The 17,306-nt window shown below is 34.9% G+C and carries 13 protein-coding genes; 7 read left to right on the top strand and 6 right to left on the bottom strand.

Going from position 1 to position 17,306, the window contains the following annotated elements; translation table 11 throughout:
• Positions 1-517 precede the first annotated feature (517 nt).
• Positions 518-883 (bottom strand): DUF1815 family protein, encoded by a 366-nt coding sequence (locus QNJ66_RS11405; RefSeq protein ID WP_300506652.1) that lies wholly within the window; start codon positions 881-883, stop codon positions 518-520.
• Positions 884-1,330: 447 nt separating this feature from the next.
• Here QNJ66_RS11405 and QNJ66_RS11410 point away from each other — a divergent pair, with 447 nt between their 5' ends.
• Positions 1,331-1,534: a hypothetical protein gene (locus QNJ66_RS11410; RefSeq protein ID WP_300506655.1), complete on the top strand. Its 204-nt coding sequence runs from the start codon at positions 1,331-1,333 to the stop codon at positions 1,532-1,534.
• 61 nt (positions 1,535-1,595) lie between these two features.
• Complete coding sequence (locus QNJ66_RS11415; protein ID WP_300506658.1) at positions 1,596-2,132, top strand: Ycf51 family protein; 537 nt, start codon at positions 1,596-1,598, stop codon at positions 2,130-2,132.
• Here QNJ66_RS11415 and QNJ66_RS11420 read toward each other — a convergent pair.
• Positions 2,122-4,425, bottom strand: coding sequence for a hypothetical protein (locus QNJ66_RS11420; protein ID WP_300506660.1), 2,304 nt, complete (start codon positions 4,423-4,425; stop codon positions 2,122-2,124). The two genes, QNJ66_RS11415 and QNJ66_RS11420, sit on opposite strands and share 11 nt — an antisense overlap.
• 172 nt (positions 4,426-4,597) lie before the next feature.
• Between QNJ66_RS11420 and QNJ66_RS11425 the strand changes: the two genes are divergently transcribed.
• The 3 genes from QNJ66_RS11425 (at position 4,598) to cbiE (ending at position 8,829) form a co-directional block, all read left to right on the top strand.
• A complete protein-coding gene (locus QNJ66_RS11425) occupies positions 4,598-5,221 on the top strand; it encodes a cobalt-precorrin-8X methylmutase (RefSeq protein ID WP_300506663.1) in 624 nt (207 codons plus the stop codon).
• 137 nt (positions 5,222-5,358) lie between these two features.
• Positions 5,359-7,563, top strand: coding sequence for a hypothetical protein (locus QNJ66_RS11430; RefSeq protein WP_300506665.1), 2,205 nt, complete (start codon positions 5,359-5,361; stop codon positions 7,561-7,563).
• An 18-nt stretch (positions 7,564-7,581) separates the two neighbouring features.
• The gene (gene cbiE, locus QNJ66_RS11435) at positions 7,582-8,829 is read left to right on the top strand and encodes a precorrin-6y C5,15-methyltransferase (decarboxylating) subunit CbiE (RefSeq protein WP_300506667.1); all 1,248 of its coding nucleotides are present in this window, start codon (positions 7,582-7,584) and stop codon (positions 8,827-8,829) included.
• 66 nt (positions 8,830-8,895) lie between these two features.
• On the opposite strand, the gene QNJ66_RS11440 is transcribed toward cbiE, so the two are convergent.
• Complete coding sequence (locus QNJ66_RS11440; RefSeq protein ID WP_300506669.1) at positions 8,896-10,605, bottom strand: ABC-F family ATP-binding cassette domain-containing protein; 1,710 nt, start codon at positions 10,603-10,605, stop codon at positions 8,896-8,898.
• A 366-nt stretch (positions 10,606-10,971) separates the two neighbouring features.
• On the opposite strand from QNJ66_RS11440, the gene QNJ66_RS11445 reads away from it, so the two are divergent.
• Positions 10,972-12,867 (top strand): M48 family metallopeptidase, encoded by a 1,896-nt coding sequence (locus tag QNJ66_RS11445; RefSeq protein WP_300506672.1) that lies wholly within the window; start codon positions 10,972-10,974, stop codon positions 12,865-12,867.
• A gap of 48 nt (positions 12,868-12,915) precedes the next feature.
• On the opposite strand, the gene QNJ66_RS11450 is transcribed toward QNJ66_RS11445, so the two are convergent.
• From QNJ66_RS11450 to QNJ66_RS11460, 3 genes are read right to left on the bottom strand one after another with little or no spacing between them, the layout of a single operon-like run.
• Positions 12,916-13,533, bottom strand: a complete 618-nt coding sequence (locus QNJ66_RS11450) for a class I SAM-dependent methyltransferase (RefSeq protein ID WP_300506675.1) — start codon at positions 13,531-13,533, stop codon at positions 12,916-12,918.
• 47 nt (positions 13,534-13,580) lie between these two features.
• Complete coding sequence (locus QNJ66_RS11455; RefSeq protein WP_300506678.1) at positions 13,581-15,050, bottom strand: NAD(P)/FAD-dependent oxidoreductase; 1,470 nt, start codon at positions 15,048-15,050, stop codon at positions 13,581-13,583.
• Complete coding sequence (locus tag QNJ66_RS11460) at positions 15,047-15,847, bottom strand: SDR family NAD(P)-dependent oxidoreductase (protein WP_300506681.1); 801 nt, start codon at positions 15,845-15,847, stop codon at positions 15,047-15,049. The genes QNJ66_RS11455 and QNJ66_RS11460 overlap by 4 nt, the downstream gene beginning before the upstream one ends.
• A gap of 386 nt (positions 15,848-16,233) precedes the next feature.
• Between QNJ66_RS11460 and QNJ66_RS11465 the strand changes: the two genes are divergently transcribed.
• Complete coding sequence (locus QNJ66_RS11465; protein ID WP_300506684.1) at positions 16,234-17,127, top strand: alpha/beta hydrolase; 894 nt, start codon at positions 16,234-16,236, stop codon at positions 17,125-17,127.
• The last annotated feature ends 179 nt before the right edge of the window (positions 17,128-17,306 follow it).

Here is a 17,306-nt window from a genome sequence, read left to right on the forward strand (position 1 = left end):
CTTCATACAAGACTTGTAGAGATTAAACTTTTTTTAGAATTAACCATCATCAAGTCCAGAAGACTAAGTATGACTAAGTATTCTTACTGGCTCAGTTCTGGAATTGAACAAGATTTTTTTTCCAGTGTCCATCTATATTAAGTGAAGAGGCTTTAGACCATGGTCAATATCTTTAGATGTTTCTGTAAATAGGGCATCACGTGCTTCAGTTCTGGGTGGGATGTAGTTTGCCGGCCTTGAGGTGGAATATCAAAAGGAGGCAGCAGTTGAAAGACAGAAGCCTCGGTAATACTACAATCTGGACGAAGCTTTTAATTAGTTATAGCTGTAAGCTAGGCAAACCTGATAAGGTAAGGGTCCTACACAGTTCTACTCGTGGTATTCTCAAAAACCAACTCTCGAAATATCTGTGTAGCCATTAAAAAAAGAAAATCAACAGTGGAATAAAGACTGTTGATTTAGAAATACAATAATTCAATGCTTTTATTTACGATTAAATTAGATTTAATCTCCACATTTAAGTCATATTTTGGAATTGTTGAGTATTTATATTCTCAATGATTTCGGAAACTTCATTTTCTTCTTGATATTTTATTAAGTTAGCTAATTCCTGTAATTGACTAATGGCTTCTGCCCCTTCTAATTTCATTAATTCGCGATCATCCCGCATTTCAGTCCAGGTAATACCATAGTCAGATACTAAAAACCTAATTAAATGATCTTTACCCAAACTGACCATAAATGAAGCACTATTCATTTCACCACCACAGGTGTAGCAAGAAGCCAGATAACCACGATTTTCTAGGACAATAGCTAAGGCTTGCAGGTTCATTACTAAGTCCCTTACAAAATCACGATGTTGTTGAGCTAATCGAGTAAACACGCCTTTTCCTCCTGATAACACTCCTCATTATAAAACCTTAATACTTTTTTAAGATTTTAATTCCTCCACTGAAAGATATAATTTGATCTAAGTTATATGAAAAGATAAGATAAACTCATCATCCACTAGACTAACCTAGTTTTTTATAATTGCCTAGTATCAGGAACTACACTCTAAGAATTATTTTATTGTCTTTAGATTTCAAAACAAAGAAAAAACCTAAGCGACCTCTTCATATAAGGGTTTTCAAGGAATCGATTATTTTTTGTCTAGTTAATATTTAGGGAAGAAAGTCTAAACTTATTATTCTTATATTTATCATTGAGTATGCTAATTACCTTCTTAATCGTTTCTTAATAACTTGGCAAATTGAACGTCTGTTGTTAAGCTCTAATCGGTAATCGGTCAAAAAGATGACTCGATAGTGTATCTGGTGTTGAGGTGTTCATGAAAGTTTCTAATTCTCGTCCTTGGTTGTTCATCTTAGAATTTCTATTAATCACTAATGCGATCGCTATTGCTGCGGGGGTTGGGTTTGGTGCAGCGTTGCGTTTAAGTAGGCCGCAAGAATCTGGTGCAACTATACTACACTCTGAGCAATCGTTTCCACCTCGTCAAGACTGGCCAGTGGGAGAATATTCTAGGTATTGAAACAAAATAAACACCTAATTTGAGCTAAAATACTAGGGATCTAATTAATTAATCACTACTGATGGAAACATTAACATCCCTTGGTTTTTCAACTTATGCACAATGGTCTATTCTTGCCACTTTAGTCTTTTTCTTATTAACCATTGTTGGATTTATTTTTAAGTGGGGAATTCGTTTTCGATTAGTAGGAATTACGGGTTTTATGATAGTTCTAACTGTAGGATTATTTGGGTTAGGATTAGGTTTATTTGAACGAACAGAAATTCCTGGAGCAGTTCGTTTTTCCCGTGTTTATGATAACGGGGGTAATCAAGTCGTGATTGTGGTTGAACCTTCCATTACAGAAACGGAACTAGAAGCGACTTTAAGACAAGCAGCTAATGATTATTTTTCCTATGGTAGAACTTCGGGAATAGATAATAAATTAACCATTCGTGTTAGAACCTTGGTTCATCCTGAGTCCGGTGAAAGCTTACCTTTATATATAGGACAAGTTCAGCGATCACTATCAGTGAAAGATGATCAGAACATGAAAATCTATATTTTTGAAGACCAATTTAATGAGTTATCTAAATACCAAAAGATAACTAAGGATTAATAGTAGATAACCTAATTCTATCTTGGTCAAAAGATATATTCTGTTCTCCTATGGTCACTTTTGAATCCATCCCCGATCCTCTAATTGTTAATGAAGGAGAGGATTTTTTTTGTACTGTCATAATCACAAAAAATTCTTGTCCTCCCTTGGCCATAATTTTCGTACCTTTCTCAGTTTTTTCAGTTGTAATTTTAACGGATTCAGGGACAATAAATGTTCCTTTCATAGTTGCTTTATTTTTCCCTTCAATAATAAAACCATTATCCTTAATTGTGACATCTCCTGCGGTGTGCATTATCCAGACTTTTTCCTTGAATTCTTCAGCCTCATTATTGCCAATAAAGCGATCAACTAAGACGAATAAACCGGGAACTCCCGATGATTGACTATAATCAACAGCAAAAGAACGTAATCCTGCAATTCCTACTGGTGGTTTACTATTTTTACGCCAATTTGTATTTGTTTGTAGAGTAACAATTCCAGAACCATCAGGATTGGAGACGAAAAAGAGGGGTTTAGATGTTTTCCAAGGAGAAATTTTTGGTAAAATAACGACATTTTCCTCTTCCCAGCTATTAGTAGATTTTCCAGCTTTTGCCCAAGTTTCTCCTAACCCAGAAATGCGAAAACTTCCAACATCAGGATAGTGCCAAGTACCACGAATCAACTCTTTTTTTAAGAAAATATTTGCCACAAAATCATCTTGATTTTTCCATTGATTTCTGAAATTATAAAATCCTTTTTGCTGATCAACAAAATTGTAATCAAATAGCTCAACAGGATTTTGTGTATTATGGTTATGGTTGTCAGCATAAAAAGTTAATATAAAAGGAGCATAATGAGGTAGATTAACCCCAAAACTCTGATCACCCTTAAGTCCTAAATTTTTTTCAAAAATAGGGAGAATTGCTGGTAACAAATCTTCAGGAAGAGTCACTAAACCTGTAGCAAAAAGAGACGAACCTGCGTAGTAGCGATGTCGTCCATAAGTTGTAACATTTAACTGGTTATTGTCAGGAATCATACGCATAATATAGTGAGGTAAAATCCACTGGACACGAGAACCTTTAACTAAGTCTTTTCCTATTACATTACTATAGGCTTGTAAGAAAGGGAATATAGTTAAAAATAGAGGTTCAGTCGTGTAATGATCACCTTCACTACCAAAACCACGATCACCTATTGCAGTGGTTAAATATCGTTTAACATTGCGTTCTGCTGTTTTCATGAAATGATAGATTTCATCATTAGATATACCAGGCTCATTTAAAATAGCTAAAGCAGCTAATCCTGCTGCTCCTCTTGCTCTTGCATTCCAGTTACTACCGGCATTACTATTCCAATTATTACGAGGAGAATCGCCTTTTACTAATTGTTTAGTTTGTGCCGCTAACCAATTAGTCACGGTCTTTATTTTGTTTTTATCCCAAAGAGAATAACAGAAGTCATAAGCTAAAGCAACACCTGCAACAATAGGAGAATGTTCTAATAATCTTCTACCGGGATTTTTCATTGATTTTTCTACAATTTTCCATCCCCTATTCGCTAACTTCTTATCATTATTAATTAAAGCCAAAAAGCAATATCCAGAAGCATGATAGCCACTAGTTGGTACATATCCATCATAATAAATAGGTTTTTTTAAGGTTGTTTCTAATTGTTTTAGAATTGCCTGTCCTTCTGGAGTTTTAGTTGCTTCTTTTAGAGATGATAATTGCTGTTTTCGGAAGACAAGACGAGGATGCTCTTGAGGAGATATAGCTAAATGGTCACTAATACTAACTGGCCAAGGTTTTGTTGTTTTAGTAGTAACACTACCTTGTAATCTTTTTTGTTTATACTTTCCTTGATAACTGCCGATAATTTGATTTTTATAAGGAATTAAGTTGATTTTGTAAACTGCTGGTAAAATTTCTGTACTCCAAGGATGAGATTGAATATTCATGGTAATTTTTAATTCCCATGATCGATGATATTTTTTAGTGCTAATTCCTTGAATACTTAATTGTTCTAAGTTATTTATTTCTAGTTTTCCTTGATGATCAACATCTTTATTAAATTTTTTAGCGTATCCCCAAACTTCGGGTTCACATTCACCTTGATGACACACCAAATCTAAGGTTATATTTTGATAGACCGGTTTTTCTTCCCATAATTTCCAAACGCCGTGCTTTAAGGTCAAATGAATATTCCCAGAAAGTGTTTTTATGTCAAAAGAATGTAAAATAGGTGCATTAGAACCTCCTAATAATAAAATAATGAAAGGTAATAGAATTAAATAATGTTGTTTCATTGACTGTTTTCAGGTTACTCAAGAGTGAGGAAATAGTATAATTAAGATATAATATCTATATGGACTAAATATTATCTTTTGCTTATTATATTATAAGCTTATAAAATTTTGCATACAATGGTATACAAAATTCATTTTTCCTGGTAAGTGTATAGTTTTCATGAGGTATTTCATGCAGAAAAAATTTTCTTTAAATCACCCTATCATTGAAGAAAGTTTCAAAATTATTGATGAGGAAATTGGTTCACATAATTTGAGTTTATTAGAATATCAAATAGTTCGTAGAGTTATTCATTCTACGGCTGATTTTGAGTTTCTTGATTTACTTAGATTTAGTCCTAAATCCATTGATAATGGTATTAATTTTCTAAGTAGTAGAACTCCTATTATTACCGACGTAACAATGGTAAAACAGGGCATTATTAACTTAGTTTCTAAAACATTTAAAAACCCCATTATTACAGCTATAGAAAATACTCCTTATGCCCTTCCTGGAAAAACTAGAACTGAAACAGGTTTATTAGAATGTTATCAACAATATCCTCAGGGAATTTATGTTATTGGAAATGCTCCTACTGCTTTAGTTGCTTTATGTCAACAAATTCAAGAAAAAAAACTTAAGCCTAGTTTAATTATTGGAGTACCTGTAGGGTTTGTTTCTGTATTAGAATCAAAAAAAATGTTAGCAGAAATTTATGTACCTCACATTCTTGTAGATGGAAGAAAAGGAGGCTCCTCTGTGGCTGCTGCCATTGTTAATGCTCTACTTGTTTTAGCCTGGGAAGGTAAGGCTTAAAGCTTAAATATTTTTTAAAAATGCTAATATTTTTCCTAGATATGATTATTATATGACGTAAGTATTTTGTTCTGTTTAATAAGGATAAATACCCTTAATTATATTAATACTTATTTCAAAATTAGAGGAAATCGAAAATGCTGAATCTCCCTCTTGTACTAGATATTGCTATTGGTTTAGTTTTCGTTTATATAAGTTTAAGTTTAGTTGCATCAGAAATTCAAGAGATTGTTAATACACTTTGGCAATTGAGAGCTAAGCATTTGAAAACATCTATTCAGTATCTTTTAATTGGTAGTGATATAGATAGTGTTGATGAAATCAAACAAACTAAGCAATTAATCGATGAATTATATAATAATCCTTTGATAAAAAATTTAAACCATCAAGGTCAAGGGACAATATCACATCTATGGTTGAAAGCAATAAAATCAAGAAATATTGATACCCCTACTAAACTTCAAGAAAAATTAATATCAGAAATTGTTAAAATAGGAAAAATAAAACAAATCATCAATTTAGAAGATTTGAAAAATGAGATAGAAGAAATAGGCAAAAAGAATAAAATTAATTTAACACAGTCGAAAGATGTCACAACACAAGTATCTAATGATACTGAAAGAAATGATTATATAGAAGATTTAAAACGATTAGAAAAGAAAATAAAAGAAATAAATAAGAAAAGTAAAATTAGTTTAATGGGGTTTGAAGAGTATCAAAAAATGAATATACAAAAGGGAGCATCCCAATTTTGTACTTTAGCTTTTTTAAGAGGTGCTGAAACCTTTGGTTTATCATTACTTTTGGTAATGCTTTTACAACAATGGAATACTCCCATAGAAAATGAAAATGAAGAGAATTTCCAAAAATATTTAAGATATCTCAATAATGAGATAGAAAAAAAATATAAAAAACAAAAAATTGATTTTATTAAATTTAAAAAAGAAATAGAAATAATAGTTAACGATCCCAAAAATGAAAAAGATTCAATAGATTTAACTAAATTGAAATTGAAGGAAAAGGTCATTGAGTTCTTAATTTCTAAAAGCGATAAAAATACTAGAAATGAATTAATAAAAATCAGAAAAGAACTATTAGATAATGCTGCATTACCATCTTATATTCCTAACGATACATTTGCTACTACTTTATTAGAAGTTTTAGGTATTCCGAGACTAACTCATCATATTAGTTGTAATAAGTTTAAAGGTTTTCTCAAAAGATTCGTAATAAAACTCAGTGAAATTGAAGGTATTGAAAAAGAAAATCATGACAACTTTACGAAAGATATAATCGAAATATATAATGATTTTTATAATAAAAAATACACACTAGAAATTAGTTTATTAAGAATTAAGAATAAACTAAATGAATTAATTGTAATTTTTCAGAATAATGACGATTTTGGGGAACATAGCATCTTGGTAAAAAAATTGAAAAATATTGAAAGCACATTTTTTGAGGAAAATAATTTTCAAATCCTTTGCCAAGAAATGAAGCTCAACCTAGTTTATCTTGCTAAAATTTTAGATCCAGATTTGACTGCACAAGAAAAAGGAAAAATACTCGAAGAATCAGACAGTGATGCAAAAGGGGAATATAAAAATGTTTTTCATAAATTTGATGAGTTATTTAAGAATGAGAAGACAGAAAGTCAACAAGTACAAAAAGAAATAGAATACATTTTAGATAAACTTCCTAAAACTCTAAAAGATAGTATGATGACTCTTGCTCATCGCGCTCAAACAAAAATAGAAAATAAACAACAAGATATAGAAAGACTTTCCCAAGAAATTGAAAATTGGTTTAATAATTCTATGGAACGTGCATCGGGAGTCTATAAAAGAAATTCAAAAGGATTAGCTTTAATTATCAGTTTTTGCATTGCTGTTTTAGCTAATGCAGATAGTTTTCACATGATTAGTAGACTATCAACGGACAGTATTTTAAGAGATGCTCTTGTTAGTAGTGCGGTAGCATTAGAAAAAAGTTGTCAGAGTGATGATAGTTTTGATTGCATAAAAACTACAACACAGCAGAATTTAGAAGAACTTTCTCTCCCCATCGGTTGGAGTTGTGTTAATTTTGAAGAACAAACTGGCACGAGTATTCCCTTTTTGTGTGATAAAAATTCGGAAAATTCGCTCACATCTCCGAGTACTTTAGTGATAATTATTAAAGCATTCAAGGTATTTTTGGGTTTGATAGTGAGTGCAGTTGCTATTTCGATGGGGGCATCATTCTGGTTTGATATACTTGGCAAGATCGTCAATGTTCGTAATACTGGAATGAAACCTAATTCTACTGTTCAGGAAACGACAAATTCTCCAAAAGCTTCCTAGTATTAGTCTCATGAGTTTATGATTAAAGTTGTAGGAATTGGTTTAAATGGAAGAGAAAGTTTGACAACAAAAATTCAGACAATTGTTGAGCAGGCGAACTTTTTAATGGGTAGCAATCGCCATTTAAGTTATTTTCCTGATTATCTCGGGAATAAGATGCTTATTAGTGATTTTTTTGAGGATATTAAAACTCTTAAAGAAATAAAAAATGATTATGAATCTATTGTTGTTTTAGTAAGCGGTGATCCTTTATTTTTTGGTTTAGGAAGATTATTATTAGAACAGTTTGATGTTAAAGAATTAGAATTTTATCCTCATATTAGTTCTGTACAATTAGGTTTTAGTCGGGTCAAAATACCTTGGCATGATGCTAAAATTATTAGTGGTCATGGTCGTCATTTAGATGAGCTAATTTCTAGCTTACAACAGGGCAAAGAGAAAATTGCTGTTCTCACAGATAGTAAAAATAATCCCCAGGCGATCGCTAAACTTTTTTTGAGTTTAAAAATCCCGATTAATTATGATATTTGGGTGTGTGAAAATTTAGGAAATATCGATGAAAAAGTTAATTGTTTTACTCCTCAAATTTTAGCAAATATTACTAATTATCAGTTTTCTCCCCTAAATATTGTTATTCTTTTACGTAAGAAAGATATTAATTTAAGTCAAAAAGAGTTTGAAACTTTACCAATTTTTGGTATTGAAGATCGGTATTTTTTGAGTTTTAAAGATCGTCCTGGACTTATGACAAAAAAAGAAGTTAGGATGATCATTTTAGGGGAATTAAGTTTAAAATCACCACAAATTGTCTGGGATATTGGCGCAGGAACTGGCTCTGTTTCCATTGAAATTGCCCGTTTATGCCCTAATTCTCGAATTTATGCTATTGAAAAAACAGCGATGGGCATTAATTTAATTAACAAAAATAGTCAGAGATTTAAAGTTAATAATATAACATCTATTCAAGCACAAGCACCTAGTAAGTTACAGACATTACCTAATCCCAATAGAATTTTTATCGGAGGAAGTGGAGGCAATTTAATTGATATTTTAGCTATTTGTCAAGAGAAATTACACCAAGATGGTATGATTATTATTGCTTTAGCAACTCTAGAAAATTTAGGAATTAGTTTAAATTGGATTAAGAAAAATAGCTGGAATTATCAAATATTAAACATTAACATATCTCGTTCTCTTTCTATTGCTAATCTAAACCGTTTAGCTCCTTTAAATCCTGTTTTCTTGGTTAAGATTTTTCGTGAATAATAGTAAGATTCCTCGTTCCTCGGAATGAGGATGAATACCACAGGAACGAGATCAGGTATTAACTGGTTACTTTTTCTTCTTAGCTTTCTGCTTTTCTCTTTGTTTAGCTCGCTTTGCAGCAGCTTTGGCTTCTTTTTCAGCTTTTATTTTTGCTCGTTCTGCTTTTAATCTTTCTTCTTCTTTCTTCTCTAAATAGTAGTAATAATTACCTGGATAGACTATTAATTCTCCGTCATGTAGTTCAACAATTTTATTAGCTACTTGTGAGATAAAATAGCGATCATGAGATACTAATAAAACCGTTCCCTCATACTTAGAAAGTGCTTGTTCCAGCATTTCTTTTGCAGGGATATCTAAATGGTTAGTTGGTTCATCTAGAACCAGTAAATTAGCTGGTTGTAAAAGCATTTTCACTAAAGCAAGACGTGCTTTTTCTCCACCACTTAAACCCTCAACTGTTTTAAATACTGTATCCCCACTGAATAAAAAGCGGCCGAGAAGACTTCTGACTTCAACATTTTTCCAATCGGGTACTTCATCATGAATGGTATTCATGACAGTTTTAGTTAAGTCTAAAGCTTCTGCTTGATTTTGTTCAAAATATCCTGGAATGACATTATGTTTACCCAAACTAACAATACCATCGCTAGGTTTTTCCATACCCATAATCAAACGAAGTAAAGTAGATTTTCCTGCTCCATTGGGGCCGAGAAAAGCAATGCGATCGCCTCTTTCTACGTTTAGGTGAGCATCTAGGAAAAGGATTTGTTCATCATAGGTATGGACTAAATCTTTAATAATAACCACATCTTTACCACTTTTAGGCGCAGGAGGAAACTCAAATGCAACTGTTTTTAATTCTGCAATTGGAGCTTCTACTTTTTCCATAGATTCTAGTTGTTTTTCCCTACTTTTTGCTTGGGTACTACGGGTTGCACTAGCACGGAAACGGTCGATAAAAGCTTGTTGTTTGTCAATTTCTTTTTGTTGCCGTTGATAAGTATTCTCTTGAATCTCACGGCTTAAGGTTTTTTGTTGAATATAGTCAGAATAATTGCCAATATAAGTCGTAGAAATGCCTCGTTCTGTCTCGACAATTTTTGTGCATATTTTATTCAAAAATTCCCGTTCATGAGAGACAATTACCATAGGAATATTTAGACCCTTTAGATAAGCCTCTAACCAATCAACAGTTTCATAGTCTAAGTGGTTTGTTGGTTCATCTAACAGTAATAAATCTGGCTCTTGAAGGAGAATTTTGCCTAAACTCATGCGCATTTGCCAGCCACAACTAAAATCACTAACTAAACGCTCACTATCTTCTAATTCAAATCCCATTTCTGGTAAAATTTTAGCGATCTCAGCTTCTAGAACATAACCATCTAAAGCTTCAAACTTTCGCTGTAAATTATCTAACTTATGAATTAACTCATCTAAGTAATCTGGCTCTGCTGTTTCCATTTCTTCAGTCACTTTAGCTAATTCATCTTGTATAAAATTAGCTTCAGAAAATACAGTCCAAAACTCTTGATTAACGCTACGACTGGGTTCGACTTCAAACTCTTGGGTCAAATAACCAATTTTAAGACTAGCAGGACGAATCACCTCCCCTGATGTCGGTTCAATTTCTCCTTTAATAATTTTTAGTTGAGTAGATTTTCCGGCACCATTTGCCCCGACTAAACCTATACGCTCTCCTGGATTGACTTCCCAAGTGACATCTTTTAGTACTTCGGCGTTAGGGTAAATTTTACTGATTCTTTCAAGTCTTAGCATTAAATGTCCTAATGAGTTTGGCTACTGGATAAAGTTGGTCGATTTATTGATTTCCTTCTCTAGTTTAAACAATCTTGTTCCGAAAAAGAGATGAATATCATTACTGATTAATATAGAGTAGGGGACTGAGATATTGAGAAAATAAAAAACTGATGAGGTGATAATCCATAATGGTTGTAAAATAGCTCAAAAAGGTCTTATTCCAATTCATATTATTTTATACCGACCATCTTTTATAATTAATTCTGTCATAACTGAACCAAGAATACTGATGACCTAAAATCTAAAATTATTCTAAAAGTAGTAATCATAGATAAAATAGTTTATAACATAGAAAGAATATATGTTGTTAACAAAGCTATAAAGATGAAAATTTACTGGTATTTATCGATTATTTTCGTTAGTTTACTAGCACCTAACCTTGCTTTATCCCAAGAAATAGAGAACAAGTCAATATCCTTTTTAAAAGGAACTATTCAAATAGAGAATATTCCTAGAAATAATAAATCTTTTGAGATTGCTGATTTATCTAACAATACATCACAAGAAATTGATAACAGAACTTCTGAGCAAAATCAGTCTGTTCCAACTGCAGAAAAAGAACAATCTAATCAAGCAGAAATAACTGAGAATAAGATAATAAATGGAACCGATGATAGTTGTAATAGCGCACCTCCTCAAGTACAACATCCCCTCATGCCTCCTGTAAAAGTTGCTGAAAATTCTACAGAAGAACCTAAAAACAATGCTGCGGCATTATCCTTAGAAAACCAAGCTAATATTGAAGAAGAAAATATTGAAAGCGAGGAAGAAAAAGAAGAGAAATTGTTAACAATTTCTCAAGCTGAAATTACGAATTATCCTACTATAGCCAAAGCAGATCATTTTTATAGATGTGGTGAGACTTTATTGGCAGAAAGATTCTATAGAGAGGTAAAAGAACCCTTTGGAAATGAAGAAGAGTTAAACAGAGAAATTGTAGCTCAAGCGGTTTATGACGCAGAATATCTATTACCAGGAGGTGCGGTTTACTGGCGACTGTATCAAGAAAGTTTACAAGAGAGTGAAGTTTATGAAAGTAAGCGAATTGCTCCGTTGAAATTATTATCTCAAGACTATCCAGAATTCATCCCTGGCCATCTCAAATATGCTGAACTTTTAAGAGAAGACGATCGCCATGAAGAAGCTTTAAAAGTGTTAAAAAATGCAGTGACTTTGTACCCCAACCAAGCACCATTAGTCAAAGCTAAAATAGAAGCAGATGAACAAGCAGAAAATTGGTTAGCTGCTTCCTTAACTGCCCGTCAATTTGCTGTTTTTAATCAAGATCATTTTTTACGGGATGAATTTAAAGAATTAGCAGATAAAAATTTGGATCGTTATCAAGGGAAACTCCAAGAACAAATGACATGGAATCTGGTAGGAAATGCTATCATGGGTGGTATTGGGGCTGCCTTGATGGGGAACGTTTTTGCTCCACTTTCTACCATACAAACCAGCTATCTTTTATTACAAGGAGAATCAGCTATTGGGGAAAGTTATGCCGAAGGATTTAAAAATCGTCTCACCTTGATTGAAGATCCCGAAGTAACAGGATATATTAATGAAATTGGCCAAAAATTAGCTAAAGTTGCCGGAAGAGATGAATTTGAATATGAGTTTTACGTGGTGATGGATGAAAATATTAACGCCTTTGCTTTACCAGGAGGAAAAATATTTATCAATGCCGGGGCGATCGCCAAAACTACCTCAGAAGCAGAAATAGCAGGGTTATTAGCCCATGAATTAGCCCATTCCGTTCTTTCTCATGGTTTTCAGCAAATGACTCAAGGAGCTTTAACTACCAGTGTAGTTGATTATATCCCTTATGTGGGAGGAATAGCTAGTAATTTAGCTATTTTAAGCTATAGTCGCGGTATGGAGGAACAAGCAGACTTATTTGGTACCAGGTTACTCGCTGCTACTGGATACGCTGCTGATGGACTTCGCAACCTGATGGCACTGATAGAAGATGAACAGCAAAATAGTCCTCCTGCTTGGTTATCTACTCACCCTGATACCAGCGATCGCGTGAAATATATTGAAGCAGAAATTGTCAGAAATAATTTTAACCGTTTCGCCTATGAAGGAGTGGAAAGACATCAACAAATTCGTCAAAAAGTGGTGGAGCTTATAGAAGAACATAAAGCCAAAGAAAAAGGAGAAAATATTGAAGAAAAAACTGAAGAAAATGACACCGAAGTGAATCAAGAAAAGGAATAAAATAAATAGTAGTATATTAGTAAGGTGGGCATTGCCCACCCTACATTATTACTTTTTAGCCACTATAAATATTGCTTTATCTTTACTTGGTTGCCATTGATAATCAATCCTAAAACCAGCATTTGTTAAACTTTTAATTAATTCATCTATTTTAAAGACTTTAACTAAAGGAAAGAATCCTAAAATCTTCCCAATGGGTCCAATTAGTTTAAACCAACCCATAAAATCTCCCATACAAGTGGTACTGGTAACAAAAATCCCCTCTGGTTTAAGAAGAGAATAGACTTTAGCGATCGCACCTTCTTTATCTTCTAGTAAATGTAAAATACTAAGTCCTAAAACTGCATCATAAGTGTTATTTTCTGCTTTTAATTCTTCGATAGTTAATTGTTCAAAGGTAATATTATTAATTTTTTTTGTTTCTGCTTTACTTTGGGCAATAGATATCATTTTCTCTGAGATATCTATTGCCCGAATATGTTTAACAAAAGGTGCATGAATGATAGCAGTTCCTCCAGTACCACAGCCAAACTCTAATACTTCCATATCAGGGTTAAAGTATTCTTGGGTAACTGTTAATTTTTTCTGGTAAGATACCTCATCAGCAATGGGTTGTTTTGAATATTTATCGGCGATTTTGTCCCAAAATTTAGTAGAAGTAGTCATGTTTTTTTTCTGTTATCATAATCAAATTTTTTCTTTCTAAGAAATAATCAGTTAATAGGATTGCTGAAACGCAGTACCCCATCTTCGATCGCCCCATAACGAAAAATTTTCTTGTCCCGTTGGTAGTTCTGGGAATTGAGCCAGGGTTCGCGATCGCCTTGTTTGGGTAACAAGTGCATCACTCGTTGTAGATAACCAGGAGAGAAATTGTCGATCAAAGACCTGGTTTCCATATTCTGGTCTTCATTACGTAGGCAGGGTGTACACTGACGAAACCCCTTTTTATCCATGTGATTGATTACCCGACAAACATATTCAGCCATCAGATCAGCCCGCAGCGTCCAAGAAGCGTTAACATATCCGAATATTGACCCCAGATTGGGGACACCGGAATACATCAAACCCTTGTAAGTATAGGTTTTCGAGAATTCCATAGGCTGATTATCAACGATGAATTTCACCCCACCCAGCAAGAGGATATTAAGACCGGTTGCTGTAACAATTATGTCAGCCTTCAGTTCTTCTCCTGATTTCAGAAGTATGCCCTTCTCAGTAAAACTGTCAATTTGAGCCGTGACGACAGAAGCTTGCCCGGACTTGAGGACTCGAAATAGGTCACTATTAGGCACAAGGCAAAGACGCTGGTCCCAGGGATTGTAGTCTGGGGTAAAATTAGTGTCAATGTCATAGTCCGGACCCAGTTCCTGACGCACCATATCAAGTAACATCTCCTTGGCCTTCTCGGGTTCAGTGCGCATACGACGATAAAAAAATTGTTGAAATGCGGTGTACTTCCAACGGTTGATGGCGTAAGCTATCTTTTCAGGCAAGAGCTTGCGCAGCAAATTAGCAGTCTTATCAGTATCGGAGCGCGAGACAACATAAGTCGGTGAGCGTTGCAGCATCACCACATGGTCTGCTTTTTTAGCTATTTCTGGCACCAGGGTGATTGCAGTTGCTCCCGAGCCAATAACTACCACTTTTTTGTCCTGATAGTCGAGGTCATGGGGCCATTCCTGTGGATGAATTATCTGCCCTTGAAAACGATTGTAACCCTTAAATTCGGGAGTATAACCCTTCTCATAGCTGTAGTAGCCAGAACACATGAGAAGGAAATTGCAGCTAAGGTAGGTAGTAGAACTATTATCTTTGCCTTCGACCTCAATTGTCCAAGCAGCAACTTCACTAGACCAACTCGCTTGTTTCACGCGGTGATTATAGCGGATGTGTTTGTCTATGGAGTTGTCAGCGGCCGTTTCTTGTACATATTTGAGTATAGACGGTCCATCTGCGATGGATTTAGCTTCGCGCCAAGGTTTGAAGTTATACCCCAGGGTATACATATCGCTATCGGAGCGAATACCTGGATAACGGAAAAGATCCCAGGTTCCCCCCATAGATTCTCTGCCTTCGAGAATGACGTAGCTTTTATTAGGGCATTTGGTTTGAAGATGGTAAGCTGCGCCGATACCAGAGAGTCCGGCTCCAACAATCACAACATCGAAATATTCTGTCATTTTGAAAAGTTATAAATAATCCAGTTTAATAACTGGGGAAAATATCTGTCTAGGATATAGAAACCTTTTCCTGCTGCATCAGGAAATACAGAGGGTTTATCCCGTAAGATAGCCTGAATTGTTCTCCCCATGACCAGAGCCGGGTCTGTGGCGAATCGTTCGGGAAAACCGCCATTATCTCCGGCAAGAGTTCCATATTGTGGCGACTTCAAAATTGGAGTCCGACTAAAAAAAGGATAGACAGCAGTAACTTTTACGTTATATGGCTTTAGTTCTTTGGCCAGTCCTTCACTAAAACCCCGTAAACCAAATTTACTGGCGGCGTAGTGAGTCATTCCTCCTGCGGCTAACCAGCCGGCTAGAGAGGAGATATTGACAATATGCCCTTTTTTACGAGCAATCATATCAGGGACAAATAGATAACTCAAGCGCATTGGTGCTAGTAAATTCACCTGCATCAACTGCTCCCACTTAGTCGAGGGAACTTCATCCATACGACCAAAAACACCAATACCAGCATTGTTAATCAAAATATCTATGGGTATATTTAGTGCTTTGACTTGATTATAAAGGGTCCCGGAGCCATTTTCCTCAGCCAAATCTACCCCGAAACTGGCAATTATCTCTCCTGTGCCTATTTCTTTCTTAATGCCCTCAGATACTTGATCAAGAATAGTCTTATCAAGGTCTGCTAAGATAAGACGGCTACCTGCTTGCAGTAACTGTCGGGTAAGTTCCTGCCCAAACCCTCCCCCGGCTCCGGTAATCAGAATGACAGTTTCATTTAATTTGGTCATACAAAAAAATAATTATATCGGTTGAGCGACTGCTGCTACTCTAAATATAGCAATCGGATATCAATTGTAAAAAAGAATAGATGTATTAAGTCTAGGGGTAAATGCTTCTCAATATTGCCTTATTACTCAGTATCTCAGGACTCTTTCTCAGTCTCTGGATTATCGTTCCAGCCCCTACATTGTTTCTCCTACCTCTGGGAGTAGTAGCACCAGAAATAAGTCCTTGGCTAGTATGTGTTAATTTGTCCGCTCTAACGTTAATCATTACTAATTTTTCACCAAAGAGTTTTTGGTGGGTTGGGCTTATTTTTAGCTTATTTGCTCTGTTTTTGAGTTTGCTCCCACTGTTCCAGTTACCAGGTACAGAAAAAAAGCTTGCGGCTGAAATGGCCAGCACTCTCGGAGCTAACTATCTAAATGAGATTTCTCCAGCAAAACAAGGGCAAATGCGTCCGCGATCATTTATCCTCGGAGACGTTTTCCGAGGTATTCCCCTTCCAGAGGTACGTATTCAACGAGGCATTATTTTTGCCAGTCCAGATGGGCAGGAACTGAAACTTAATACTTACCGACCCCTGACTAAGGGAAAATATCCGACTTTGATTGTCATCTATAGTGGTGCTTGGAGACAGGGAACTCCTGACAAAAATGAATCTTTTAGCCGTTATTTTGCTGCTCAAGGCTATTCAGTTATAGCCATTGATTACCGTCATGCTCCTCAATATAGGTTTCCCAGTCAGCTTGAGGATGTTCAAACAGCCTTGAATTATATTATTAGTCATGCAGAGGAATTAGAAGTCGATACTGAGCGTTTAGCAATCATGGGTCGCTCGGCCGGCGCTCATTTGGCCATGCTTGCTGGCTATCAATCAGATAATATCCCTTTTAAAGCGATCGTTAATTACTACGGACCGGTCAATCTATCTCGAAGTTACCATAACACACCTTTCCCAAATCCGCTCAATACCCGTGCTGTCCTGCGGGACTTTCTCGGAGGTACTCCACAAGAACTTTCGGCACTTTACGAACAAGCTTCTCCTATTAATCACATCAAACCTAAGCTTCCTCCTTCTCTCCTGGTTTATGCTCACCGTGATCATTTGGTCCAAGCCAAAATTGGACGAGAACTGTATGATCTAATGAAAGCTCAAAATAATCTTGCTGTTTGGCTAGAAATTCCCTGGGCTGAACATGTTTTTGATGAAGTTTTCTCTGGAGTTAGTAATCAGCTTATCCTATACCACACTGAACGCTTTTTAGCCTGGACTTTGGGCAGATAAAATTAAATCAGATTTTTTTAGTTATCAGTTACCAGTTATCAGTTATCAGTTATTAAGAGACTGTTTGTAAAGAAAAGATAAAGAAATTAGGCGGCACAGATTTGTGGTTATAAAACTATGGAATAAGTTTTTATGACAGTTTTATGAAGAGACGTTCTTATCCGTCAGATATAACAGAT

This window comes from Crocosphaera sp. (assembly GCF_030064895.1).
In the GTDB taxonomy this organism is placed as follows: domain Bacteria; phylum Cyanobacteriota; class Cyanobacteriia; order Cyanobacteriales; family Microcystaceae; genus Crocosphaera.

Bases quoted from the DNA above. Each gene is read 5' to 3' on its own strand.
- QNJ66_RS11410 (WP_300506655.1), top strand. From the start codon at position 1,331: ATGAAAGTTTCTAATTCTCGTCCTTGGTTGTTCATCTTAGAATTTCTA.
- QNJ66_RS11415 (WP_300506658.1), top strand. From the start codon at position 1,596: ATGGAAACATTAACATCCCTTGGTTTTTCAACTTATGCACAATGGTCT.
- QNJ66_RS11420 (WP_300506660.1), bottom strand. From the start codon at position 4,425: ATGAAACAACATTATTTAATTCTATTACCTTTCATTATTTTATTATTA.
- QNJ66_RS11425 (WP_300506663.1), top strand. From the start codon at position 4,598: ATGCAGAAAAAATTTTCTTTAAATCACCCTATCATTGAAGAAAGTTTC.
- QNJ66_RS11430 (WP_300506665.1), top strand. From the start codon at position 5,359: ATGCTGAATCTCCCTCTTGTACTAGATATTGCTATTGGTTTAGTTTTC.
- cbiE (WP_300506667.1), top strand. From the start codon at position 7,582: ATGATTAAAGTTGTAGGAATTGGTTTAAATGGAAGAGAAAGTTTGACA.
- QNJ66_RS11440 (WP_300506669.1), bottom strand. From the start codon at position 10,605: ATGCTAAGACTTGAAAGAATCAGTAAAATTTACCCTAACGCCGAAGTA.
- QNJ66_RS11445 (WP_300506672.1), top strand. From the start codon at position 10,972: ATGAAAATTTACTGGTATTTATCGATTATTTTCGTTAGTTTACTAGCA.
- QNJ66_RS11450 (WP_300506675.1), bottom strand. From the start codon at position 13,533: ATGACTACTTCTACTAAATTTTGGGACAAAATCGCCGATAAATATTCA.
- QNJ66_RS11455 (WP_300506678.1), bottom strand. From the start codon at position 15,050: ATGACAGAATATTTCGATGTTGTGATTGTTGGAGCCGGACTCTCTGGT.
- QNJ66_RS11460 (WP_300506681.1), bottom strand. From the start codon at position 15,847: ATGACCAAATTAAATGAAACTGTCATTCTGATTACCGGAGCCGGGGGA.
- QNJ66_RS11465 (WP_300506684.1), top strand. From the start codon at position 16,234: ATGGCCAGCACTCTCGGAGCTAACTATCTAAATGAGATTTCTCCAGCA.